The sequence below is a fragment of the Photobacterium panuliri genome (assembly GCF_059920555.1).
The window spans coordinates 1,935,081-1,961,453 of sequence record NZ_CP197192.1 but is presented as its reverse complement, the minus strand read 5'-3'; the positions used below and the strand labels follow the sequence as shown (position 1 = coordinate 1,961,453).

Annotated in this window: 18 protein-coding genes; 8 read left to right on the top strand and 10 right to left on the bottom strand. The window is 45.0% G+C overall.

All coding sequences use genetic code 11. From position 1 onward, the window contains the following. Window positions 1-25 precede the first annotated feature (25 nt). The 3 genes from ACSF8X_RS09075 to ACSF8X_RS09065 are packed head-to-tail and all read right to left on the bottom strand — an operon-like array spanning window position 26 to window position 6,075. Window positions 26-2,695 (bottom strand): DEAD/DEAH box helicase, encoded by a 2,670-nt coding sequence (locus ACSF8X_RS09075; RefSeq protein WP_500849720.1) that lies wholly within the window; start codon window positions 2,693-2,695, stop codon window positions 26-28. Next, a complete protein-coding gene (locus tag ACSF8X_RS09070) occupies window positions 2,682-4,688 on the bottom strand; it encodes a hypothetical protein (RefSeq protein ID WP_500849719.1) in 2,007 nt (668 codons plus the stop codon). Before ACSF8X_RS09070 ends, ACSF8X_RS09075 begins: the two co-directional genes overlap by 14 nt. Continuing rightward, window positions 4,681-6,075 (bottom strand): hypothetical protein, encoded by a 1,395-nt coding sequence (locus ACSF8X_RS09065; protein ID WP_500849718.1) that lies wholly within the window; start codon window positions 6,073-6,075, stop codon window positions 4,681-4,683. The genes ACSF8X_RS09070 and ACSF8X_RS09065 overlap by 8 nt, the downstream gene beginning before the upstream one ends. An 861-nt stretch (window positions 6,076-6,936) precedes the next feature. Here ACSF8X_RS09065 and ACSF8X_RS09060 point away from each other — a divergent pair. Next, window positions 6,937-7,299, top strand: a complete 363-nt coding sequence (locus ACSF8X_RS09060; protein WP_500849717.1) for a hypothetical protein — start codon at window positions 6,937-6,939, stop codon at window positions 7,297-7,299. Between the two features lie 322 nt (window positions 7,300-7,621). On the opposite strand, the gene tdh is transcribed toward ACSF8X_RS09060, so the two are convergent. Both tdh and ACSF8X_RS09050 read right to left on the bottom strand, forming a co-directional pair. After that, on the bottom strand, window positions 7,622-8,653 hold the full coding sequence (gene tdh, locus ACSF8X_RS09055) for an L-threonine 3-dehydrogenase (RefSeq protein ID WP_500851169.1): 1,032 nt from the start codon (window positions 8,651-8,653) through the stop codon (window positions 7,622-7,624). A 158-nt stretch (window positions 8,654-8,811) separates the two neighbouring features. Then, on the bottom strand, window positions 8,812-10,005 hold the full coding sequence (locus ACSF8X_RS09050) for a glycine C-acetyltransferase (protein WP_500849716.1): 1,194 nt from the start codon (window positions 10,003-10,005) through the stop codon (window positions 8,812-8,814). Window positions 10,006-10,210: 205 nt separating this feature from the next. On the opposite strand from ACSF8X_RS09050, the gene ACSF8X_RS09045 reads away from it, so the two are divergent. The 4 genes from ACSF8X_RS09045 to ACSF8X_RS09030 all read left to right on the top strand — a co-directional run bounded on the left by ACSF8X_RS09045 (window position 10,211) and on the right by ACSF8X_RS09030 (window position 15,180). Continuing rightward, the gene (locus tag ACSF8X_RS09045; RefSeq protein WP_500849715.1) at window positions 10,211-11,134 is read left to right on the top strand and encodes a LysR family transcriptional regulator; all 924 of its coding nucleotides are present in this window, start codon (window positions 10,211-10,213) and stop codon (window positions 11,132-11,134) included. Between the two features lie 194 nt (window positions 11,135-11,328). Next, window positions 11,329-11,778, top strand: a complete 450-nt coding sequence (locus ACSF8X_RS09040; RefSeq protein WP_500849714.1) for a DUF4174 domain-containing protein — start codon at window positions 11,329-11,331, stop codon at window positions 11,776-11,778. Window positions 11,779-12,030: 252 nt separating this feature from the next. Continuing rightward, a complete protein-coding gene (gene malZ, locus ACSF8X_RS09035; protein ID WP_500851168.1) occupies window positions 12,031-13,896 on the top strand; it encodes a maltodextrin glucosidase in 1,866 nt (621 codons plus the stop codon). Between the two features lie 606 nt (window positions 13,897-14,502). Next, a complete protein-coding gene (locus ACSF8X_RS09030) occupies window positions 14,503-15,180 on the top strand; it encodes a hypothetical protein (protein ID WP_500849713.1) in 678 nt (225 codons plus the stop codon). Between the two features lie 258 nt (window positions 15,181-15,438). Here ACSF8X_RS09030 and fruA read toward each other — a convergent pair whose 3' ends face one another. Genes fruA through fruB form a run of 3 tightly spaced genes read right to left on the bottom strand, consistent with a single transcriptional unit; the run spans window position 15,439 to window position 19,264 of the window. Further along, window positions 15,439-17,172 (bottom strand): PTS fructose transporter subunit IIBC, encoded by a 1,734-nt coding sequence (gene fruA / locus ACSF8X_RS09025; RefSeq protein ID WP_500849712.1) that lies wholly within the window; start codon window positions 17,170-17,172, stop codon window positions 15,439-15,441. A 10-nt stretch (window positions 17,173-17,182) separates the two neighbouring features. Further along, entirely contained in the window at window positions 17,183-18,142 is a 960-nt protein-coding gene (pfkB, locus tag ACSF8X_RS09020) for a 1-phosphofructokinase (protein ID WP_500849711.1), read from the bottom strand. A 3-nt stretch (window positions 18,143-18,145) separates the two neighbouring features. Beyond that, the gene (gene fruB, locus ACSF8X_RS09015; RefSeq protein ID WP_500849710.1) at window positions 18,146-19,264 is read right to left on the bottom strand and encodes a fused PTS fructose transporter subunit IIA/HPr protein; all 1,119 of its coding nucleotides are present in this window, start codon (window positions 19,262-19,264) and stop codon (window positions 18,146-18,148) included. A gap of 354 nt (window positions 19,265-19,618) precedes the next feature. Between fruB and cra the strand changes: the two genes are divergently transcribed. Next, window positions 19,619-20,617, top strand: a complete 999-nt coding sequence (cra, locus tag ACSF8X_RS09010) for a catabolite repressor/activator (RefSeq protein WP_500851167.1) — start codon at window positions 19,619-19,621, stop codon at window positions 20,615-20,617. A 76-nt stretch (window positions 20,618-20,693) separates the two neighbouring features. Here cra and ACSF8X_RS09005 read toward each other — a convergent pair whose 3' ends face one another. Continuing rightward, window positions 20,694-20,951 (bottom strand): hypothetical protein, encoded by a 258-nt coding sequence (locus tag ACSF8X_RS09005; protein WP_500849709.1) that lies wholly within the window; start codon window positions 20,949-20,951, stop codon window positions 20,694-20,696. 50 nt (window positions 20,952-21,001) lie between these two features. After that, window positions 21,002-21,292, bottom strand: a complete 291-nt coding sequence (locus ACSF8X_RS09000) for a hypothetical protein (RefSeq protein ID WP_500849708.1) — start codon at window positions 21,290-21,292, stop codon at window positions 21,002-21,004. A gap of 199 nt (window positions 21,293-21,491) precedes the next feature. Between ACSF8X_RS09000 and ACSF8X_RS08995 the strand changes: the two genes are divergently transcribed. Together ACSF8X_RS08995 and ACSF8X_RS08990 are read left to right on the top strand one after the other, a co-directional pair. Next, window positions 21,492-22,808 (top strand): ferredoxin reductase family protein, encoded by a 1,317-nt coding sequence (locus tag ACSF8X_RS08995; RefSeq protein ID WP_500849707.1) that lies wholly within the window; start codon window positions 21,492-21,494, stop codon window positions 22,806-22,808. Window positions 22,809-23,361: 553 nt separating this feature from the next. Beyond that, the gene (locus tag ACSF8X_RS08990; protein ID WP_500849706.1) at window positions 23,362-26,352 is read left to right on the top strand and encodes an LVIVD repeat-containing protein; all 2,991 of its coding nucleotides are present in this window, start codon (window positions 23,362-23,364) and stop codon (window positions 26,350-26,352) included. The last annotated feature ends 21 nt before the right edge of the window (window positions 26,353-26,373 follow it).

Below are 26,373 nucleotides of genomic sequence, written 5' to 3'. Positions count from 1 at the left end.
CAAACTGCTAAAATAAAGCATTTACTTACTTGAATCTAGCTGGATAAGGATCCGCTACTCTAGACTCATCTCCTGACTCAGGTTGTTTTAAATAACGCTGCCAATGCTGTGATTTTCCTGTTCCTACGTGCGCATCATGATCATCCAGTAAACATTTATCTAGTTTACTTTCAGCACGAGCCTTTCGTTCCAAAAAAGAGGCCAGCTGATCTTCATCAAATGAGTGTTCCAAATAGGGAAAACTTATCCTCAACTCACCTTGTGGACCGTTTTTAAACTGCCGGTTAACCTTGCTAAATAGCCGGTCTAGTCTCCCAACACGTTGTTCATGATCGCCAGGATTCCCAGCTATACCGTAGTGATGAACCTGATTACACTGCAGATGCAAGTTGACACCTTCTTGAAAAACAGACGTTGCCACCAAAACATTAGGATAAAACGGCGAATTAAAGCTCAACTGTAGGCTATCTCGGTTTGAGGTCTCACCGCTTGCAAACGCTGCTGGTGATGTATGCCCTTTGAGGGCTCGCCAGTCGTTATCGTATTCATCAAGGCCCACACGAGCGATCTTTTTACACACATCTTCAAAGGTTTCTAGTGCGGCTTTGAAATACCACAACAACATAGACTCTGATAACTTTGGCGCTGTATGTTGAATAAAGTCTATGTAACGTGTATGCGCGCTCTCACCGCTTTTGTATAAACGATTGTTTTTATCAAATTGATAGAACCAACAGAACAGTTCCACCATCACGGGACTTGCAAACAAAACACCCGCCTTGAAATAGTTAGCAAAGTTCTCTTTTGTTGCAGCGTTCCATTTACGGAACCGCACTTTCTCAGTATCACTCAACTGTTCAAACAGGTGCTGCCAAATGGTTGGCAGATTTTCGCTAATTTGTGTCTCTTCATTAACAGCAACGTTATTCAACTGATGTCGCTGCGCTCTTTGATACATCGCGGCCGTTGAATACGTCGCACGTTTACGATCACCACTTTGTTGCTCAAAATGATAGCCGTACGCTTCTTTTTCATAATCCAATGAGGGTTCTAAAAAGAGCGAAAAAATACTTTCAGGCTTACGAAAACGCAAGCCGACATTGGTACATTCGGTGTTTCGCGTATCTTCCAACGCGTTAAGATCACGCTTCTTCACCACAAACAACTCGGTGATACGCGAACGCAGTTGATTGTCATCGGCACTTAGCTCACTCGTATCTTCATCATCTTCTGGCAAAGGCTCTTCAAACTCTTCGGCATGGTTAAAATAACGGTTTAACCAAACGCGACTCCAGTGACTTTGCTGCCACACTTTTAATTCGCTTTCATTAAGCTCAAGGGCTTGCGCTATTTGATGACCCAACACGTTATCGTATCGAGTATTCACTCGCTTTGTCAGTTCTCGTACTGAGGGGATACGGCGCACAAAAACCAAATGTTTGATATCATCGAGGCAGTGTGGCGTAAATTTTTTAGGCACGAAGCTATCCACCAGCGCTTTGTACTTCGGATGTTCAGGGAACTCATTGAAACAGCCGTAATACTCTTGGCTCAATTGATGCAGAAGCTCGGTATCAGGCGCTTTGCTAAATGCGTCTTTTCCATGTTCATTTGTTTGCTGTTCAGCATCCTGTTTAATCGCTTGTCGATCATGCTCACCAAAGGACTCAAATCCTTCAAGATAACCGTAAAGAAACTGTCGGTTAGATGCTTTTGCTTGAAACTGTTTCACCAACTGGCGCTGATAGAGCCCAAAAAACAGTTCTGCATTTTGGTTTTCCGCAAACGAAACAGGATGAGCAATCTCTTTACGATAATGCTGCTTGGCATAATGCACCCCATTTTGTCCTTGTAAGAGGCGCAGACGTCGTAAACCATACTTCGAGAGTAAATGAGCCGCATCAAAATCATTCTGTGTCACGCTATTTATCAAGTCATCTTCCGCAGCAAAATAACGCAATATATTCGCGACATCATTTACGGATGAATGCGTCGGCGTGGCTGTCATCAGTAATACGCGTTTTGCTAATGGGCACTCGCCTTCGCCGAAAAAAGCTTTCGCTGCAGCCACTTTTTGAGAGCCACCTTCACGCGTGCGTAAGTAGTGCGCTTCATCGACCACTAAAAGGTCGAACCCTTTGTGATCAAGGTAATTCATAACACGCGCCTTTAGCTCAAGTGCTTTTTCACGCGCTAATCCAGCCTTATCTGTACCGTCAGATTCTTTCGTTAATCCACTCAAGGCATGAATAGTTGTGAAGTACACATGGTGATCTCCCTTACCAACACGTTCAATCATGGCTTCTAATTTGGACTCAGGCTCTGCTACCTCCAATGGCTTACGCGACTCACCATGCCAATGATCTTTCTCAAACGCACCAAATTCCCCTTTCCATTGAGAGCAAATATTTCTATTGGGTGCAATCACCAATATTTTTGCATCGGGTTTCAGCTGTTGCAGTAAACGGATCACCCCTATCGCTTGAAAGGTTTTGCCCATACCAACCTCATCCGCCAGCAGAGCAAGGTGATGCTGTTGCAGCAAACGACAAAGATAGGCAACACCTTCCGCTTGCTTCGCGGCCATTGAGGTGCTTAGGCCTGCTTGGTAGCGCCACTCTTTATTACCTTCGTCAAAGCTCATCTGCTGTGACACGGCTTCTGGCGTTATTGTCGCCCAATCAGATAGAAACATAATTACACTTACCTTTGATAAGGCTACGATATTGGCCACTACCAATACTGTTTTGCAGCTCTTTCGCGCGAATCACACTATCGTTGCTTTTGAAACGCAAATCACTTAAACGTGCTTTTAGGTCGGGATCATTGGCATTTTTCTTCACTTGATCGACCAGAAGATTAAACTCTTGCTTCATATACCAGTTAAATACATTGGCATTTTCTGTCAGTTCATGGCGTATTTTTAACCCCATCTCAACCAAACAGCCAGGAACAACAAAAGCGTATTGCTCAATCATGCGATCCGACTTCAGTGTTTGAATACGTTGCTCAAAGCTGTCCATTGCCTGAAACATCCTAAAATAACTTAACGTTGGTGATGGCTGTGGTTCGGATAGCGAGCCCGCCTCTTGTTCGTCCAACCAATCATGATCGTTACCGAGTATTGCGCTACGCAACGATGCATTTGGGTTGCTCTCTAATGAACGCCCTTCAATGAGGCTATTAAAGATGTCGTCCAGAGACTCAAACTCTTCAACACGACGCATCATACTGTTGTGCTCAACAATAAAGCCTCTATAACGCAAGCCATTCGTTAAAACCAACTCATAAGCATGGTTCACCAACAACGCTTGTGGCTCTTGAGATAACTTATGTGTTGTTGCGTAGACAGTTTCGCTCGCCGTTTTTACTACATACAACGGCTCGTCAAGATCTGGAAGGTGTAACTCCACACTTTGCCATGCTAAGTCGTCGTCTATTTTGAGAAGTTCGATGTGATAAGTCAGCGTTTGCCAATCAAATACGACTCGAGTTTCCACCGGCATCAGCTCGGCCACTTCAAGTACATGCTGACTTAACTCTTTACTCTGCATGAAGTTATCTTCGGTGATACTAAGTAACTGTGTCAGTACAGTCTGTAAAGGCTGCTGGTTGGCCAGAATGATGCCCGCTTCAATATTCACCTGCCCAGCCCCTTTACTGTCTAAATCGAGATTTGAGCCCGGTGTTGTAAAGTTCCAAGAACCAATAGCAAGCTTATCGTTTGTCATCCAGACCTTGGCATGGCACAACTCACTTCTTTCGTCTTTTGCTATCGGACTACGATAAAAACGCATAGATTCATCAGAAAACAACGGTAATAAATCTTCTGACCACTGTGTTCGCATGCGCTGATTTTCAACCAAATCAGGCACAAGATGCAGTTTCAGTTGATGGGGTAATGCGACACTTTTTAGACGTTGAATGAAACCCGCCAAATCCGATGGAAAATAGGGAGACCAAACCACTAAGTCTCGTGCTGCCTCATCTGAATGCCCCAATAAATGACTTAACAGCGTCTTATGCTTTCCATCACTGCTATTTTTGATGAACGTATGAACAAAACACCAGTCTGAGGGAGTAATTTCAGAACGCAAGTTGCGTGGAAAGCTGATCTTTGTTTCAACTTGATTGACTTCAAACAAAGGCTTAAAAAAAGCTCGAATGGCTTCTACTTGGTACTGGCACTCAACACGCTGAAAGGTGAAGACTTCTTGATTCGTTGACCAACCACTGAGTGTCAGGTTAGCGCTACCAGCTCCCAGTATGGCCTGCCCATCTTCATCTTGAAGAAAGATGACTTTAGGATGAAAGAGTGTACTGTTATTCAATACTTTCTTGCGCCCACCATCCAGTAAAGCTGGGTTCACACCATACACTTCAATCGCGGTGCGTTTTAGATCACTCGCATCATACATACGCTGATCGGCGAACACTTTGACATCCATGCTGGCGATAATATTTGCGTTGCCTTTACGCCCTTCTTTGATACCGCCATTTAACTTTTGCTGCATTAGCTCAAAGTCAATGCGACTACGTGGTTTATCCATCTGCAATAGCGTCGACAAAACGTGCCGCTCAAAAAAATCCATATTGAGATTGAATGTCGTGAACCAAGCATGTTTGATATGGCCTAACGATTGCAGCTGTTTCGCGAGCTCTTCAGCCAGTTTAAATGATTTAGTCATTGGATTTTCCCTCTAGACCACGAATAAGCTGGCTAAACTGATCGAGATAATAACGATTGAACCATGTTTTGTATGGCCTTTGTGCTGCTGTTGGAAGCGTCCGTAATTTAATATGACAGCGATAATCACCTTGGCTATCACGCTCAACCCAAGGGCTTTGGCCTCGTTGATTCATGATCGCACGATGGTATTTCAGTAATGCGTCCACCAGTAACGTCATATTGGCTTGTGAATCCGTATTATCGAGTTGTGCCAATGCAAGTAGCGCTTCATAACGCTTTTTGGCGACGCCAGAAAACTTGGACTTAATGTCAATATTGTGTTGCAGATCACGTGCAAGGTGAATAATCGAATTGACGTTACGCTCTAACCCTAGATACCGCTGATACACTTCCTCTTCTGTCTGTACGCGTTGGCTCATTAATACGCTAAACAACAGCTCGCATTCAGCAAGCAATGGCTCAACGTGGCAGATATCAACCAACTTTTGTTTTTCAAACGCGTTATTTTCATTTTCAATCGCTTGTTCAAAGAACGGCTGCGCAGACCCTGTTTCATCCGTCCGAGTATTAATGATTTCATACAGTGAACCTGCCGCATTTTGGTCAAGCTCGGTAACGTTTAACCAAAACGCTTTACTTTGTTTACCTACAACGGCCGGTGTCGCAAACTGCTGTGCATAAGCTTGTTTGATAGACTTGGAAACGTCTTGCCACAATATTTCTGGCACCTTAGCATCTTGTTTGATCACTTCCTGTAAATGTTCAAACAATGCATTTGCCAAGCCATTAAGCTCTTCGTTTTGTTCAAAGAAGTTCGTGGCTTTTTCCCAAAGAACTGCGCTTTGAGACTGATGGTAACGGTACTCTTTATCAAAAAACAGCATTTCCGTGAAAGGCGTTTTATAACGGCCGCTCACCCCCAAAGTCAGTTGTCTTACTAACAATTGGCCTGACTGTTCTCTGGTAAATTTCAACGGTTTGGTTAGCGTACCTGAGCTAATGAGTAATCGTGCTTTTGAAGTGCCTAATATTCCTTGGGTTTGCACGCTAACTTGCTGCTGCTCTTCAGCCTCAAGCATAGAAAAAACAAACAGGTTCTCTAGATAGATCAAACATGCTTGTTTAAACGCTAATGTATCGGTATGACCATAGACCGCCTGTAAACTGCGACTGAGATCCGTTTGAGCTTCTACCACCCGCTTAATCACGTAGTGATGTAAAAGGTTTAGCGTGTAATTTCGCACATCATTAGAAATAGAGCTCACACGATTATGAAAGATATCCTGACCTAAACGAGACCAAATCATCGTCATACCTAATGGGTCAATATTCAAGGATTGTGTGAGTGTATCGTCGAACTCAGTGAAAAATTGTTTTATAAACATTTAGCTAACTTTATATTGGATGATTCATAAACACAGAAATAGCATTTCCATTTAAGGCACTACGCTATGATAGAGAAGTGGATAGATTTACTCACTATCGAAAAATGATCTGGCATTTAAATTTTACTTAGCATAGTTTCTGTCAATACTGCCCCATATGCAATAAAATTATCACCATAATCACAATATAGCATTAACATGAAGATACCTAGTTCGGCATCTGAACATTATCTTTACTTTGTAACGTTAATAATCACATAATATTAAACGTTAGATTGGTTAACATTTGATCACTGCTTTAAATTCACAATTAATAATATCACTGTATTATATCGCATCCTTTTGTTCACGCCTCCAAACCAGAGGGTAATTACAAGCTGACCACTCAGAAAATAATATAATAAAAATCATCCAAGTGATGAATATTTCTCACAATCAATGCTCTCGTCGAATAGCTTATTTTATAGATTTATCACCTACTTGTAGTACATCTCATTGATACGTTAATTTACAACAACAAAAGAAGATAACTTTCAAAAATATACTATCAATTGATTTATATACACTTATAATTCATTTAAATGCCATCACATCATACCTGTGCAACCCTTAACAAAGAAAGTAATAATATCATTATTAATCAATGACTTAACACAGAATCGCTTTCGGGGAACCTTAGATCAGCAATTATAAATAGTAAGTTACAAAAAATATCAATATTTATAATTCATCTTAGCAATTAAAATTAATCAAATTATATTTATTTTAAAATAATTGAAACTCATCATCTATACAATTAACTTGATATACAATAATAAAAGAGTATAAATGCACTCAGTCTTGTTATCATACTTATCACTCATGAATAAATTTAATAAAATTATTATTAGCCTTATAATACTGACTCTTTGTTCTGGATGTACAACAACACATAACCTCTATACAGGTGAAGAAGACCTAGACTATGGTGAAGAATTTAGCGTTTTTAATACTATCATGCTGCCAGTTGCTATTGCTGGTATCGTTTTAATCGCTTATGGTTCCGCACATAGCTCAAACAGTGGAAGTTCAAGCATCTCATGCAATGGTTCATACTGCAATTACGATGCTGCATGGGATTATTTACCAGGGAGTTCACAATATCGCTGTCGATCAACAGTAAATGGTCAGTTTGTATTAGACTCGTATTGCTATGGTCAATATAAGCAAGATAATTGGTATTAACTCCTCAGATTACCACTAATTTGAACATCCATTTAGTCATAGGTCTTGTAAGAATTTTATTCTAAGGTTTTTATCCAACCTTATTACTTATTCTGCATAAAAGATTTATTGCCAATTGTTCGTAACATCTATCCGTTAGCTGAGCGGTTCAATAACACTACGCCATTCTTATGCAATGTTACGCACATTACTAATACAGAGCTAAACAACCAAACAAGAAGCAACAAAAGTATAGCCGTTGGTACAACACGAAATTCAAGCACAAAAAAACGGGCCTTTCGGCCCGTTTCTCATTTATGTACTTATTCTGTATAACTGGAAATTATTCCCAATCAAGAATCACTTTGCCTGACAGGCCAGAGCGCATCACATCGAAGCCCTGCTGGAAGTCATCAATCTTGTAGTGGTGTGTGATGATTGGTGTCAGATCCAAACCTGATTGGATCAGTGACGCCATCTTGTACCACGTTTCGAACATTTCACGACCGTAGATACCCTTGATGACCAAGCCTTTGAAGATCACCTGAGTCCAATCGATACCCATGTCTGATGGCGGAATACCCAGCAGCGCAATCTTACCGCCGTGATTCATGCAAGAAAGCATGCTGTTGAACGCTGACGGTACGCCGGACATCTCAAGGCCCACATCGAAGCCTTCCGTCATGCCAAGCTCAGCCATCACGTTTTCCAGCTTCTCTTCAGCAACGTTAACAGCACGGGTCACGCCCATTTTACGGGCAAGATCCAAACGGTACTCGTTTACATCGGTGATCACTACATGGCGAGCACCAACGTGTTTAGCAACAGCCGCTGCCATAATACCGATTGGGCCAGCACCAGTGATCAGTACGTCTTCGCCAACAAGGTCGAAAGACAGTGCTGTGTGTACCGCATTGCCAAACGGGTCGAAGATAGACGCCAAATCATCAGAAATACCTTCTGGGATCTTAAATGCGTTGTAAGCAGGGATCACCAAGTACTCAGCAAACGCACCTTCACGGTTTACGCCCACACCAATGGTGTTACGGCACAAGTGCGTACGACCGCCACGACAGTTACGGCAGTGACCACAGGTAATATGACCTTCACCTGAAACGCGATCGCCAAGAGCGAAACCACGTACTTCCTGACCAATGCCAACGACTTCACCCACGTACTCATGGCCTACAACCATTGGTACTGGAATTGTCTTCTGCGACCACTCATCCCAGTTATAGATATGAACATCAGTACCACAGATCGCGGTCTTCTTAATGCGGATCAACAGGTCATTATGGCCAAGCTCTGGCTTGTCCACTTCTGTCATCCAAATGCCTTGTTCTGCTTTTAGCTTTGATAGTGCTTTAATTTTCATCATTTTTTCCACTACGTAACAATATCTGACAACAACATTGAATGCATCGCTACCACCGCCCTTTCACCCGTTTAATATCTAGAGCGGGCTTGTCTCTTTGCCCTTCTATTTGGGCCGAAAACTAGAAGAAGATGGTAGCGTTAGCCATATTCAGATACTTAGATAATGCCCATGTCCTTGCCAACTTCGATGAACGCATCGATCGCTTTGTCCAACTGCTCACGGCTGTGGGCCGCTGACATCTGGGTACGAATACGCGCTTGGCCTTTTGGCACAACCGGGAACGAGAAGCCAACTACGTAAATGCCTTTCGCCAGTGAGCGCTCGGCAAATTCTGCGGCAACTTTCGCATCACCCAACATAATTGGAATGATCGCGTGATCAGCACCACCCATTGTGAAGCCCGCGTCTTCCATACGTGTACGAAAATGTGCAGCGTTATCCCACAATTGATCGCGTAGCGCACCGCTTTCTTCAAGCAGATCAAGGACGCGTAGTGATGCAGAAACAATCGCAGGAGCCACAGAGTTAGAGAACAAGTATGGACGTGAACGCTGACGCAGCCAGTCAATCACCTCTTTCTTACCTGCAGTGTAACCGCCTGAAGCGCCGCCCATTGCTTTGCCCAATGTACCGGTAATGATATCGATACGGTCAATCACGTTGTGATATTCATGCGTACCGCGACCGTTCGCGCCCATGAAGCCCACAGCGTGAGAGTCATCAACCATAACCAGCGCATCGTATTTGTCGGCCAAATCGCAAATCGCTGGCAGGTTGGCAACTACGCCATCCATTGAGAACACACCGTCTGTCACAATCAGTTTATGACGCGCGCCAGCTTCGTTAGCCGCAATCAGTTGCTGCTCGAGCTCTTCCATGTTGTTGTTGGAATAGCGGAAACGCATCGCCTTACACAGGCGTACGCCATCGATAATAGAGGCATGGTTCAGCGCATCGGAAATGATCGCGTCTTCTGCACCTAGCAATGTTTCAAACAGGCCAGCGTTGGCATCGAAGCACGAGGTATACAGAATCGTGTCTTCCATACCAAGGAAATTAGATAGCTTGCGCTCAAGTTCTTTGTGTGAATCCTGAGTACCGCAAATGAAGCGTACAGATGCCATACCGAAACCGTGGGTATCCATCCCCTCTTTCGCAGCTTCGATAAGCGCAGGGTGGTTGGCAAGGCCTAGGTAGTTATTGGCACAGAAGTTCAGCACTTCTTCGCCAGTATTAATCGATACCGCAGCTTTCTGCGCTGAAGTAATGATACGTTCTGATTTGTATAGACCTTCAGCTTTTACTTCTTCTAATTGCTGATTGATCTGATCGTAGAATGCAGCAGACATGATGTTCCTCACAATATTATCTTTTCCACTGCTGGCCGAAACGACGAACAGTGTAAATAACCAGCAATGCTAATTATTTCGCAATATTTCTATTTATAGATTAGGTGATATAACTGTAAATTGTGACTTTTACAGGTAGTTTCACCATTCTATTCCATGCGCTTTCAGACTATTATCCCCTCTCCCGGAAAAGGACTCGTGAATTATGGACACAAATAGACTCATTGCCCTGATGCCGGAGCTGGCGGTTTTCAAAATAGTTGTCGACGAAGGCAGTTTTACCGCTGCAGCCAAAAAACTAGGAGTAACGCCTTCAGCCCTGAGCAAACAGCTATCACGGCTAGAACAAACGCTGTCAGCCAAGCTTTTGGAGCGTACTACGCGCAAGTTGGTGATCACTGAATCGGGCAAGGGAATTTACAACCAGTGTGCGGCTCTGCATGAAGCAACCAGGCAAATTGTCGAGTTCACCAGTTCTGAGCATGTAACGCCGTCTGGCTCACTGACCATTGCTGCCCCAAAGGCTTTTCTGAGCATTGTTCTACAACCAATGGTGCTGCCCTTCTTGACCCAATACCCTGATATTCAACTCAAGCTAAAAGCAAGGGACGGTGATATCGATTTGATTTCCGAAGGAATTGATGTGGTATTCAGGCTCACCGAAAAGCCAACCGAAGGACTGGTACTAAAACACTTGGGCAAAGTCAGCCTGAGCCTATGCGCCAGCCCCGATTACATAGCCCAACGCGGGATGCCTAAGCAGCCGACCGACCTGTATCAGCACGATTGCCTGTATCTTGGTGAAACAACCACCGATCATATCTGGGAATTCGTCAAAGACGATGAGATACACACTGTCCCCGTTCATGGCCGGTATGCCGTTAACCATTCGCAAATGCGGCTGCGTGGTGTTATGGACGGACTAGGGATCGGGATCTTCCCCGATTTTGTAATCAAAAAAGCACTGGCTAGCGGTGATGTTCTCCCTGTTCTCGACGACTGGACCATAAAAGGGAACTATCAAGGTGACATTGCCCTGCAATTTGCTCAAACCAAATTCATGCCAGCCAGGCTGAGAGTCTTTATAGACTATGTTGCCGCCCATCTGTCTAAATACACCGTCTCCTGAGCACAGGCTTCGGCACATCAATCGCCTAGCTTCCGAATGTGGAAGCTAGAGCTATACTTATACCCAAATAACAGCACAACCATAAAAGACAGCGCGTACATGATCCTTTTAGACAGGATAGTCGTTAATTAATAACGCAACTTACCTATCACCGGTTGCCTCATATTCGGCAATTTTGGTAGGGAGATAAACCTATGCTAAAAGCTATTATGTTATGTTTCAGTCTCTTTCTCACAGTAAACAGCAATTTAGCAGCTGCCTACCCACTTGATTCTATTCATTGGAATCACCGCAGCATTCTGTTCTTTGCTCCAGAGAACGATCACCATGTAAAAACCTTTGTCAAAGAAACCCTGATGAACAACTGCTTACTGCAAGAGCGGGATATTCAAATTGTTGTTATCACTCAAGATGGCTATAACAAGCCTGCCAACTTGTTTAGTGCCGAAGACATTGCCATCCTCAGTGCCAAATACGATATTAATGGTGATAGCCACACTGCCATTTTAATCGGTAAAGATGGGCTGGAGAAACACCGTTGGGGCGAGCAGACCAATTGGCCTTACATTACCGAACTGGTTGACAGCATGCCTCTGCGCCAAAAAGAAATTGCCTATCAACCTAATAGTCGGTGTTCAATTTAAACAAGACTGGCTTTTTAATCATTTTACACCATAATGACATCATTCAAACTCATGAATCTTTTCTTTATATTTCATTCCATTAGCGTTCATGAATAAGGTGTTATCACGTTTGTCCATCGCTTTCTCGACTCATCGCACATCTACGCCCCCTACTACGCCATTAAAGTTTGAAGTGGGAGGATTTTCTAACAACGCAAACACAGTAAGGTAGGCATTCACCTCATATCCAACTAAGGGACGATTAAAACAATGATGAATGTGCCTTATCTTTATCATGGTCAGGATCCATTCTGGGTTGATGTCTGCGAGCATTCGCTTAATTTAACAATGGTCAGCGATACCGATAGCTCCATCGCTGCGCTTTTTATTCGCTGTGAACCCGATAATGAAGAAAAGCTCATTGAAATGGAACGCGGTAACAAGCTCGGACGACTACAATATTGGCATGGTCAACTTCCCTTGAACCAAGACCAGCCAATCACCCATTACTGCTTTAAAGTCATGCTGTCACAACGCCAATGGTGGTTGCATAGTCAAGGGATCAGCCCTCGCATTCCGGGCCGCGAGGCGCACTTCAAATTCAACCGCCACGACCAACCACCCGCTTGGATAAAGCAGCAGGTGTTCTATCAAATTTTCCCCGACCGCTTCAATAATGGCGACCCCAGCATCAGCGTAACCAGCGACGAGTACTGCCTTCGAGGCGACACCCGCCCGACCATTGCCAAGCAGTGGGGAGACGATGTTTCACCACATGGCCAAAACGGTCCCAATGAATTCTTCGGCGGCGATCTACAAGGTATCCACGATAAATTGGATTATCTTCAAAATCTTGGAGTCACTGCGCTCTACCTTAACCCTATATTCACTGCACCAAGCAATCATAAATACGACACCACTGACTACCGCCAAATCGACCCGCACTTGGGTACCAATGCTCAGTTTGCAACAATGGTTGAGGATATCCACCAGCGTGGTATGAAAATCATGCTGGATGCCGTTTACAACCACACCTCGGTTAACCACCCTTGGTTCGATATGTATGGCAAGCAAACAGACGTTGCTGGCGCCTATGGCAACCCGCACTCTGTCTACCGCAATTACTACCAGTTTTCAGACAACAGCAACGACTACGTAGGCTGGAATGGCATTGCAACGCTACCCAAGCTCAATTTTTCAAATCCTGAAGTGCAAGACTATATTTATGCGGGCGATGAGGCGGTCATAAAATACTGGCTACGCCCACCTTACAATATTGACGGATGGCGATTTGATGTTATCCATATGCTGGGCGAAGGTGCTGGCGCCACTAACAATGCCCATTATGTGAAGGCATTCCGTAACGCAGCGAAACAGACAAACCCCGACTGCTTTGTATTAGGCGAACACTTTTTCGAGGCAACCCAATGGCTACAAGGCGATCAGGAAGACGGAGCCATGAACTACTATGGTTTTGCACATCCGATCCGCGCCTTCTTCGCCAATAAAGATATCGCCTATCACAGTTGCCAAATTGATGCAGCCGATCTCGTTCAGTGGCTCAATGAAGCACGCAGCAAGATACCGTGGCTCAATCAGTTGTCTCAGCTAAACCAGCTCGACAGCCATGACACCATGCGTTTTCTGACCATGCTCGAAGGTGACAATGACACCATGCGGCTTGCCCTGCAAATGCTATTTACTTATGTCGGTACGCCATGTGTTTACTACGGCACCGAAGTCGGACTTGAAGGCGGACAAGATCCTGACAACCGCCGTTGCTTCCCTTGGGAGCGCATCGAAGGTAATAAATCGAAACATCCACTCTTCGATTATATCCAGCAACTCATCACCATTCGTCGGAACGAACCCGCTTTGCAGGCGGGTAGCATGCAATGGCTATACGCCAACCACCAACAGCTTGCCTTTGCCCGACACCTTGGTGACGATCAGGTGATCTGCCTGCTCAACAACCATCCCCATGCCCGCGAAGTCACTATCCCCGTATGGCAACTCGGCATGAAGGACGCTGTCCTGATCGATTTACTCACTCACGACGAATGGATTGCCAAAAACGGTGAATTCACCATTACCCTTGCAGGAAAAGAAGGACTTATTCTCAAAGTGATTAACGAGTAAATACTCATACCCAAGGCCACCATAACGTGGCCTTTTTCTATTCCCTCCAATAACTATCGTTTTATCAAAAAAATAAGTCACGGCGAGGACACGCATTTTGCATGTAGTACTCATGAAAGGCTTGAACTACCTCACATATCCTATTGGAGACAGATCACATTTATAAGTAATTAATTTTACTAGGATATTAAGCGTTTGGGATCTAGACTTATCAGTAACGGGATAAACGATAAGAGATTATCGAAACACCGAAAAATGCGATAAGCCCTACACTCCATCAAAACTGCCTTAGAGTAGTCGATGTTAAAACACCTGCGTTTCCTTGCTATTACCGCCGCACTCACGGCGGTAGTTTTTTCTATAGGTCATAGACAAGCCCAACATTGTGGCGAGACAAACACGAGATACTGTCTCTCGTCAACAGGTACATTTTTCCCTATTCACTCCCTCAACCTTAGACATAATCTCAATACTGAGAGCAAAAAAATCACATCCTTTCAGTCACTTATTAATTCCATATTTTTCTCCCTGTTATTAGCTAAAAAAGTTTCCATTATTGAAATATGCTTAATTTGAGCTTGAGATAATAATAACGAGGTTCCTAAGATGATTAGGCCAGCGCTAAGTTTAATTGCATCTGTAATGTTAATAGGTTGCGGAAGTGACTCTGATAACACACCAAGACCTGACATTAGTACAATGGATGAAATTAGTGTAAGAAAAATAGGAATTGATCTTATTAATATCACAGATCAATCAATCGATTTCTATATAAAAGAAAACAACGATAATATCGAATTATTTGATAACGGCAACAAAGTTGCTACAACATTATCAGATGATACAAGCTATCATGGCATCAGTTGGACATCGCCTTCTCCGATGGAGATCAATGTCGGTATTAGCGATACCAATAGCCAAACCACACAGGCTGAATCAGACGATATTATCCTCAATGATAAAGAAAAATTATGGGCTATCGCTTGGGATGACGGGAATAATATTACCTTATCAACCAACACTGAGCAGCCCTCCCCTATTGAGGATAAATATAGAATTCGCATTTTTACAATTAGCGATACATGGGTGCAAATCATCTCATCAGCCATATCAACAATGGAGGTTAAAGCAGGTAAATTTTCACCACATATGACGATTGAAAACTGTTCGGGAGAATTATATCTCTCTGCAAACTCAGTCGATATTTGTGATTTAGATATAGGGAAATCGTATCTACTAATTATTGATGGGGAAGATCTGTTGTTAGCAGCAGAAGAAAAATAATATAAATAACTATAATATAAACCAACTTGGGAATGATAATAAAAATAGCGCTTTATTTAACGCATGGAACGCCTACATATAATAACAGTAAGTCACAATCGGAGTACGTGCTTTGCACTTTGTGCACTAGGGGGAAGTTACTCTGCTAGTCATTCTATGACTAGGGGCATACATCAAAATTCTGTAGGCAGCGGTGGCATAAGCCCCAGCAAAATAATGCTGGGGCTTCTTTTATTTCATCTCATTTCGACAAAATGATTATGCGGTGGCCAATTGCTCTTGGTCTGATTTTTTCAATACTGCGTATGAAATCCCCGTCACCAATGTACCGGCTGCAATCGCAACCAGATACAGCATCACTGGCGTGATCGCATTTGGAATAAGTAGCACAAACAAACCGCCGTGTGGTGCCATCAGTTTCGCCCCAAACAACATTGACAATGCCCCAGTTAGTGCACCACCAGCCATACAACATGGGATCACTCGCATTGGATCACGGGCTGCAAACGGAATCGCGCCTTCAGAGATAAAGCACAAACCCAACACAAACGATGCCTTACCCGCTTCACCTTCGCTTGCGTTAAACTTGCGTTTGGCAAGGAATGTAGCCAATCCCATACCCAGCGCCGGCACCATACCTGCCGCCATAACCGCAGCCATTGGTGCGTAGGTTTGAGAAGCAAGCAGGCCAACGCCAAACGTATAAGCGGCTTTGTTTACCGGACCACCCAGATCGAAACACATCATACAACCAAGAATAATACCCAGTAGTACAGCATTGGCCGATCCCATATTATTCAAGAATGTCGTTAGCGCCGTCATCGCCGAAGATACCGGACCACCCACGATATAAATCATGATAAGACCCGTAATCAAGCTCGCCGCCAATGGAATAATCAAAATCGGCTTTAGCGCTTCCATTGATTGTGGAAGCGACACATTATTGGCAATCCACTTGGCACTGTAACCCGCAAGGAAGCCAGCCACGATACCGCCTAAGAAACCAGCCCCTGTCGAACTCGCCAGCATGCCGCCAATCAAGCCTGGCGCCAACCCCGGGCGATCCGCAATTGAAAATGCAATAAAACCAGCCAGAACAGGGATCATCAGGGCAAAGGCCGAACCGCCGCCAATGGTCATCAATGCAGCAGCCAGCGTACCTTCTTCCTTAAAGGCCTCGATACCGAACACGAAAGACAATGCAATTGACAAACCGCCGGCAACAACCAATGGAAGCATATGGGAAACACCGGTCATCAAGTGTTTATACGCGCCCGTTTTCTCTTTCTTTGGCTCCCCTTCACTAGCAGTGTTACCTGCTTGATGTTGGTAAACAGGTGCCGTTGCAAAAGCTTTCTCTATTTCGTCAGCCGTTTTCTTCAGTGCCAACCCTGTGCTGGTTTTGTAAAGTTTCTTACCATTGAAGCGGGATAGATCCACTTCGATGTCGGCTGCGATAATCACTAAATCAGCAGCGGCAATTTCTTCTGCACTCAACTGATTCTTGGCACCCACCGAACCACGGGTCTCCACTTTGATCTGGTGTCCCTGACGCTTGGCTTCTTCTTCCAGCGCTTCGGCTGCCATGAAAGTATGAGCAACCCCCGTTGGACAAGCCGTAATAGCCACAATTTTCTGAATACCAGAAGAATTTTCAGTAGCAATGGCCACTGTTGGCTGCTTAAGCTCCGTCGCCTCGGCAACGGCGTGCTCAAGATACTGGTTAGGATCTGACAGCAGTGAGCCAATGTCAGATTGATAAACACGCTTGCCAACAAACCGCGTGGTATCAACCGGGGTGTTTGCTGCGATAACAATGCAATCAGCGTCTTCAATCGCAGACGTCGACAGTGGCTTAACCGGCACAACTGACGACTGGCACTCAATCTCAGCCGTCCAGCTCAAAGCCGCCGCTGCTTTTTCGATTAATCCCGCCGCGATAATGCTATTGGCAATGCCACTTGGGCACGCGGTGATAACTGCAATTTTCATTTCAATACCCTCAGCTCTTCACGCTATTTAGCTGGACACTTTCTTGTATCTTCAGCACCTGACGAATATCTTCGACGCCTACCCCAACTTGGCTAACCGCCAAAGCAGATAACGCTGTCGCAAAACTCAACGTCCCTTGCTTACTCCAGTTATTCAGTTGCCCCCAACACAGCCCTGCCACCAAGGTATCACCGGCTCCCACTGTACTGACGACCTCCATTTTTGGCGGCTGTGAACGTAGCCAGCCCTCATCGTTAAGCCACATCACTCCATCAGCCCCTAACGACACCACGACGTTCGCAATCCCCTTGCCTACTAACTGCTCAGCCACTGCCATTATATCCTCGTGGCTATCCAGCTTATGGCCAACCCAGTCAGCCAACTCTTCATCATTCGGCTTTACCAACCATGGTGCGGCTTCAAGTCCTGCGGCCAATGCAGCCTTGCTACTGTCAAAGAAAACTTTCTTACCTTGCTCTTGCAATGTCCCAACCCATTCGGCACACAGCTCTGGCGAGATACCCTGCGGCAAACTTCCGGCAATCACAAACACGTCATGAGATTCAGCCAAAGCAAATAGCTGTTTTTCAAACGCGGCAATGTCAGCACTGCTCACAGCGACACCCGGGAAGTTAATATCACTGACACGCCCACAGCCTTCAACCAACTTCACATTGATTCGGCTAGCGCCTGGGACTCGGACAAATGCGTCATGCGCACCAAGCTGTTCAAATAGTTGGCAGAAAGGTTCTTGGTTATCGGCACCGAGTAAGCCCGTCACCGTGACATCAGCCCCTAACTCAACCAGTACCTTTGCCACATTCACCCCTTTACCCGCAGGATGCAAACTGCCCCTGTCAATCAAGTTCACCGTTCCAACGTTCAATGCCTCTAGGCTTCCGGTCAAATCCAGTGCAGGGTTAAGGGTCACAGTTACCACTTTCAGCGGTGATGTAATTACGTTTGTCATGCTTTATTTTCCTTCACCTAGACCGTCAGCAATTGCCTGGCCAATAGCAACCAATGCAGCATCGGCATCATCACCGACTGCCGTAAACTGAAGCTCATGGCCTTGCTTCACCCCTAGTGCGATCACTTTCATCAAGCTCTTGGCATTCACCGCTTTGCCGTCACCATTTAGGTTACAAACCTGAATATTGGCATCGAACTTCTTGGCCACACTCACCAACATCGCCCCGGGACGGGCATGCAACCCATGCGGATTCCGAATTTTGAAACTCTGGGTTGTACCATCAAGCACTTCTTCTGTTAGCAAAGAGACGACTTTCTCCGGCGATGCGCTAAACAGCTTTTCGGCTTCCTGCTTGTAAAGCAACTGAGCAAGATAGTTCAGGTTATTCAGATGTACGCCATTACAAACCGCGACAAACAGCAAACCTTTTAACGACTGTTCCGCCTCTTCAAACACCTCGGCAGGTGTCACAAATGACATTGTCGTGCGGGATACCCCTTTGGCACTTTTGGCCAACCATAAGCCCTGCCCCAAATACGTGGCGCCAGCAGCAATGGCATCGGCGACCGTATCATTACCCGCACTGTGGCGGTTTTTCACCAACCCTGCAGCTACGGCTGTAAGCTGGATCAAATCAGTGGCAGGAAACGACTGAAGTATGCAAGTCTCATCAAAGTCCACTTCAAGCTGGACATCGCCGCTTAAAATGGCGATGAGCTGCTCAGCGCTCTCACCCTGCTTGAGCTTTTCTTCCACGCCTTCAGCGGAAAGCACTTTGGTCAACTGTTTCAATATCCCCAAATGCTCATCAGACTTTGCGGCAATACCGATCGCAAGGTAGACAGTTTTATCGTTATCCCACTGCACGCCCTGCGGAAAGTGATGAATTCTCACCCCTGTTTGCTTCACGAGATCACGTGTATCTGTCGTACCGTGGGGAATCGCTATACCATGCCCCAAGAAAGTGGAATTCTGCTCTTCCCGCGCCAACATTCCGTTGACATATCCGGCCTCAACCAGCCCTTGCTGCTCTAAACCGGCTGCAATAGCCTTAATTGCCTCTTGCTTATTAACCGCTGACTGCTTGAGCTGAATATCGTTGCTTGATAATGACAGCATGTGTTAACTCCAGTTGATATGCCTGGTGAAGGCGATGCCTTCTTCTACCCATATAAGTCTAGTGTTCACTCCCTCCCACATAACTGAATCGATTCAGCAAAGAGGGAAAATAAAAATTTCAGCACAATACATATTGCCTTGCCATTCTGCTGAAACCTTTCAGCTGACATGCTGAATGGTTTCAGCTAATATTGCAATCGTGTCGAGTGAGTCATGTCGTAATCTATGATCCGCCGCACAAAATATTCGCCTGAGTCATATTTCAGGCATCCACTCTTTACAGGGCTTCCTCTACTTTGCGCCTTGCGGCATTATCAGTAGAATGTGTCCGATACAGGCAACGACATTCATACCATGAAGCTAGACGAAATCGCCAAGTTGGCCGGTGTATCGCGAACAACGGCCAGCTATGTCATAAATGGCAAAGCCACAAAATATCGGATCAGCGAAAAGACCCAACAAAAAGTCATGGCGGTGGTTAACGAGCACAACTTCCGCCCTGATCACGCAGCAACGTCGCTGCGGGCTGGCAGCAGCCGCTCATTCGGGTTGATTATTCCGGATCTGGAAAACAGCAGTTATGCCAAACTGGCCAAGCTACTGGAAAGCAATGTACGCCAAGCAGGCTACCAGCTGATCATTTCCTGCTCTGATGACGATCCCACCGCTGAAATGAAAGTTGCCGAGACCCTCCTCAGCCGCCGAATTGATGCTCTGATTGTTGCCAGTGCCTTGCCGGCCGACAACGATTTTTATAAACGTATTCAAGCTAACGGCGTACCGGTTATTGCTATTGACCGAGCATTGGATGACGAAATATTTGCGTCTGTAATTAGCGAAGATCTCGAGGGTGCCTACGAACTAACAGCCAGCCTGCTTCAGCAAAATGTGGCATCAATTGGCCTGGTGGGTGCAGTCCCTGAACTAGGGGTATCAAAAGAGCGTGAACAAGGGTTCCTGTCGGCTATCCGGGCTCACTGCCATCATGGAAAACCCGATATCTCAGCACTGATTGCCAACGGCACCCACTTCAGCCAACGCCAAGGACGACTACAGGTTCAGCAGTGGATTGATGACGGGTGTATGCCAGATGCTATTTTGGCAACATCTTACACCCTATTTGAAGGGGTACTAGATTGCTTGCTTGCCAATCCAGAGATCATGCAGAAAACCAAACTGGCGACATTTGGTGATAATAGGCTACTGGATTTTCTACCAATTAAAATACAGTCTTTACCACAGCAATTTGAACTCATTGCTGATAACGCCCTTGAACTAACATTGAATGCTATTGCAGGACGCTACCGAGCTGGCGTAGATGTCGTGCCGCGTAAAATCAAGCGTCGCAACTAAGCTTTACTCATCTCCACTATTGAAAACGGGCAGCCCAAGGGCTACCCGTTTATTGCGTAATGAAGCCTCGTCGAGCCTAACGCCGAAACATAACTGACAGCTTTTTGCCAATCCAATAACAGACCATGGCCACCGCAGCAAAACAAACCAAAGCCATGGTGTATGCAAGCCATACAGGGACACCTAACCCCCACGCAAAACTAAAAGCCAATCCGGACAACGCTTCAATGGGCCAACGTACGACAGGAAACTGCGTCCCCCCAGCAAGCAAAGCGATAAAGCCAATCAAGCCAACAAGCGCCAGCAACAATCCAAAGCGATTAAATTTTCCCATTATCTTCTTATCGTTGACATAAACAATGATGATATAGCGATATTAAATGACTATAGAGAAGTATTCATCTCTTGTTCAATTTTATATAGTCGGTAGTTGGTACGTATCATCAACGCGTGTGTAATAGCCAATGCGACAAACCCAATGAAAAATATGACTTCAACGAAACTTCCAAGAGTCATCTCTGAGTATTTCCCAGCCAAATAAGATAGAAATGGCACATCCACCAACATTTCCGGGATGAAAAAAACCAAACCGGAAATTATAGCAAAAAGAGTATACATAATAGAGTCTTTCAAATTAACAAAGACTTTTCTTTTATAATCTATCACGTCAGCCATGATGTTTACCTCATTGAATTTTAAGTGAAATATATACGATATTCACCCTACATAAAAGCGCTTCGTATCCTAATCACTCTCCGTCAAAATGTCAGGATATGTAAATCTAATTAAGGGAATGCAAATCTGCTTTATAACACCGCTGTTCATTCTTACCCTATTCATCATCTACTCCACGACAACTGGCGAGCAACTCACTATGTTTAAATTTACAGCCATACTCACACTGCTCTGGCTACCAAACATACTGATGAACTGGGATAAGCTAGACGGCTTTTTTCCTTGGCGTCATCAATTAACCATGTATTCGGGCCTACTTGGCCTTGGCTATATGAGCCTTACCATCTTGCTTGCCATGCGTTTTCGTTGGGTGGAGAAGCTCACGAAAGGTCTAGACAAGAGTTACCAACTGCATAAAAATTTGGGCACAGGCGCGGCTATTAGCCTATTTTGTCATTGGCTTATCGTGAAAAGTGGCCCGTGGCTGGTTGAAACGGGCATTCTCTCCAAACCGAATCGAGGGCCACGGCCTGAAATCGACGGTATCAATTGGCACCTTATTGCGGAACAAGTCGGCGATATCTCATTCAAGCTATTTCTGATCTTTGTCATCATCAGTCTTGTTCAGGCAATCAGCTATAAAAAATTCAAATTCACCCATAAGCTCGGTGCCATTTTGATGTTGGCCGGTATTTTTCATACCGTATTCCTTCTTGATTGGAATATCAGCGCTATACCGATGAACATCGCCATAGCCAGTATCTCAGCCGCTGGTATATGGTGTTCGTGGCTATCGCTGTCAGGCAAAATTGGCAGGAACAATAAAGCAAATGGCACTGTTAAAGACGTTAAAACATATTCCGTCGGCACGGATCCAAATACGGTGGTACGTTTTTCAATTAGCCTCGACTCGACTATCAACTATAAGGAAGGACAATTTGCCTACTTGGACTTCCATGACGGGGAATCACCTCATCCATTTTCAATTTTAAACTTCAATACTGAAAAACAGTTAATTGAATTTGGTGTAAAAGATCTAGGTGACTACACGCACGAGCTAGTGAACAACCTTAAAGCGGGCCAAAAAGTGACTGTTGAAGGTGGCTATGGTGCATTTCAAATCCCTAATTGTGAAACACAAGTATGGGTGGGTGCTGGTATTGGTATCGTACCATTTATCTCACGCCTGTATTGGTTAGCCGATAAGGCTGAAACCACATCTGACAAATTAAAAGAAGTCCATCTGTTCTACTGCGTTAGCTCTGAACAAGAAGCATTTTTCCATAAGGAAATTCTAGCCATAATCAAGCGTTTGGATTTTATCAAATTGCATCTCGTAAACACTAAAAATGGCGAGTGTCTAGACAGTGATCGTGTTATGAATACCGTTGAATGCAAAAACTTTGACATCTGTTTCTGTGGTCCACAGCAATTCGGCAACATGCTAAAAGCAGGATTGGGGACTTCAGGTATTTCTGAAAACCGCTTCCGTACAGAATTTTTCAAAATGCGATAGCAAAACAGCTATCCATGAAAATGTAACAAAACACATATTTTTTTGAAAAGTCGGGCTTTGTCGTCAGTACCCTGTCTTGTCTTGCACTCAAAGTCCGCTTTACCCACCTACTACAATATTCCTTATTCCCCCCTCCTTCAAAAGTTATCATCTACCAAAAGTGCCTCAAACTGTTTATCGCTTTGACGATGCTCTAAGTCTCTCAGCAAGAAGCCGAGAAATATACGGGAAATTCAACCCACCATTAATTCATTATTTTTAGTTAGCTTAGCTAAAGATAATTACCAATAAATCGCACACTAAAAATGACAAATAATTGACGAATCTCATTCAACCAAAACCACGACAAAAATAACAAATCGACTCGATAAGAAATATTCATACTTGACCGTGTTTTTTGGGCTACATATCACAGACAATTATTTGCTCACAATTTTCAACTCAACTACCATAAAAAAAGAAAACAGGAACGCCATCAATCATTAACGAAAAAATAAATTATATTTATTTAATTAAAATCTCAGTCACTATTTACATAACTATTTAAATCTCTATGAAAATTAAATTATTGCCTGCGGTGATAGCGTCTCTGCTATCTGTCAACGCGTACGCGTCAAACAACGATGCGGAACAACAATATTTCAAAGCGACCTCTGAAGAAGTCCATCAGAATATCGTCAACAAGATTGAAGATTTACGCCGTTACGCATCGGATGACAATAACGTCATCGTTGAAAACGGTACACGCAAAATCGAAGTCAATGGCGTGAAATACGCCCTGACTGACGATAACTACATTTCATTCGATATTCCAAAACCCTTTAACAATGAAACCGCCTTCCGCAACGTATTCGATTTTATCGATACCGATTGGGAACTGACTTGGTACCACGGCGGCATGGTTGCCGTGAACAAGGTGTTTGGTAACTACGATTACGGCAATGGTTGTTTGATGGAGTACTACCCGAAAGGTACCGTCGATGCCAACGGCCCGACCCATGTATTGCTAGAAACCGCATCATGTAGCGTGAATGACTTTGAAACCACGCAGCAATACTTCAGCAATGGCACGTTCATCACCGCTGAGCAACTGGGTATCGATTCACTGGCAATCACGGCCATTGAACGTTACCAAGACAAACTGTTCATCACCCAAGATACGAATCCTGCGTTCATCACCATTTTCGATATGACGACACAAAGCGTGATCGGCCGAATCGAAGGCATTGATAGTGATCGTGGCTTCCAGGCGTACAACCGTATTAACGAGTTGGCTATCCACAATAACCTGCTATACGTGTCTTCGCTGTCTTCTAACCGTGTTGATATCTTTGACCTAGACAATAACAACAGCTTGGTTGTGTCTCTGGGTTCTGGCACCGGTTCATGGGGCGGCGCAAACGGCCTGGTTCACGCTCAATCGTCTGCAGCGACCGATGACTTCGTGTTTGTGACCGATGCACAATCGCGTATTTCTGTGTACCGTCAGCAAAATCTGACGCCAGAAAACCCTGACTTTGCGAAACGTGCAGGTTTCCTTGCCTATGAAGGGAAATACACCCACCGTAAAGTACAAATGCACACCATTGGCGATCACCTGATCGTGGCCACGGCGGATCGCGGCTACTTCGTTTACGACATGACGAAGGTCGACCAAGCCCTCGCTGATGGCGCGGATTTAGCCGCAGAGAAAGTGGTGTCACTGAACCTGCAAAAAGTGGATCTGGACAACAATACGCTAGTTGTCAGCTTTAAAGATCGCATTGAATGGCATGATGCCGCTGCGTTTGCTGCCAATGGTTTTGTATTCGGTGAACCACTACGCACCGTGCGTGCTATCAATGGCCAACCTGTTTCTGCACTGAAAGATCTGCACTTTGCCAACAATGAGCTGATCACGGCAAACAGTGAGCGCATTGCGATTAACTACCTACTGAATAACGAAATCACGTTTGTGGCAGATACCTCTGTTGCACAACAGACCATTGCGTTTGACCAGCTAATGCCAACGTCTGTGACGCAGATTCTGGGCAACGATGAACCACATCACGTATTAATGGACCGCGAGTTGCGCTCCGTTAACATCAACTCATTAGTTCAAACGAAACTGTTGAACAATGAAACGGTACAGATCACCAACTACGCGGCAAAAGAACTGCGCGATATCACGCCAGAGCTAAAACTAAACGGCATTAACAAGTGGTTCAAACTGGGCACACTGGATCGCATTCCAGCGTACGCACAGATCACCCTGCCACTGTCTGCATTCAGCTCGGATTTCCAGTTCAACAGTGCCAATAACGACGGTGTGTTCGATCTGTCTGATCTTTTCGCCGCAGACTTGGAAGTGAAAGACCTGTTTGAACATCGCTTCAGCTCGGAAAGTGATGCCTTTGCACAAACGCTGTCTCGCCTGAAACCAACGTGGGAAATCCGCTTTGCGGGCACGGCTGACCACAAATGGCGTGACATGAATGGCCTGTATGCGCGTGAATGGTTGATCATCATGACCAACTTCGCCTACATGGTATCGTCTGATGAATTTAAGCACGTGTGGTTTAACTTTGAAGATATCATTGGCTACAACATGCACTCATACGCGGGCCAAGTGCACGAGCCTGGCGGTTACTTCACGGCGGAAGATTACAACCACTACTACCACAGTATGCTGAAGCGTCCTTTCGTTAATGTGGGCATTACAGCAATGGGTGGCGGTCTGGGTTCTGGCGGCATTACCGGTGTAGACACATGGTTGTTCTACAGCCACTACTACGGTCAGTGGGGCATTATCGCACACGAATTCGGCCACGGTTTTGATGGTAAGTCATACGGTCACGGCACTAGTTTCGCCAATGGCGGCAACGGTTGGCAACCTCTGATGACCATGATGGCAAACTACCACATCCGTAAAGGCGATCTGCCGTATATGGATGACAACCTCAATGGCTTCTACAAAGAAGAAAACGACGCCTACCAGTATGCTGACATCAGCCTAGGTAAGCGTAAGCACCGTAGCGACAGTCATATGTACCTGCTGGACGAGTACTTCATGACCTTCTCTGACCTGCCTCAGGGTTGGTTCCAGCATGAAGATCGTTTTGCGCCGGAGAGCCTGAACAATCAGGAACGTATGATGTTGGCGAAAATGCCGATTCACGGTGATGACCCGTACCTGTGTCGCTTCGACTACACCACGGAAACAGGCACCACCCAACTTCACGGCTACGTAGAGCAGTTGGATGATCAGCAATACCGTTGTACCGGTGGTGATGAGATCAGCTACCGCCAGCCAAACGGTGAGAAAGTGGCGTTTGCCTCACCAGTGGGCGAGTTTGAATGGCTATCTCTGTACTCTCCAGAGCAAAAAGGTGAGCGTGTGACGACATTAGATAGTCAGGAACTATGCGCAATCAACAAAACCGGCTTCTACGGTGTGGGTTTTGTCAACAGCGGTAACCAGTGTACTCAGCAGCCTGAAGTATACTGGTCAAACGGCAAGCAGTGGACCTTCTCAAGCGGTTGGGTTGACTACAAGTTCCGTTAATCTGATGGCCTGATACGTACA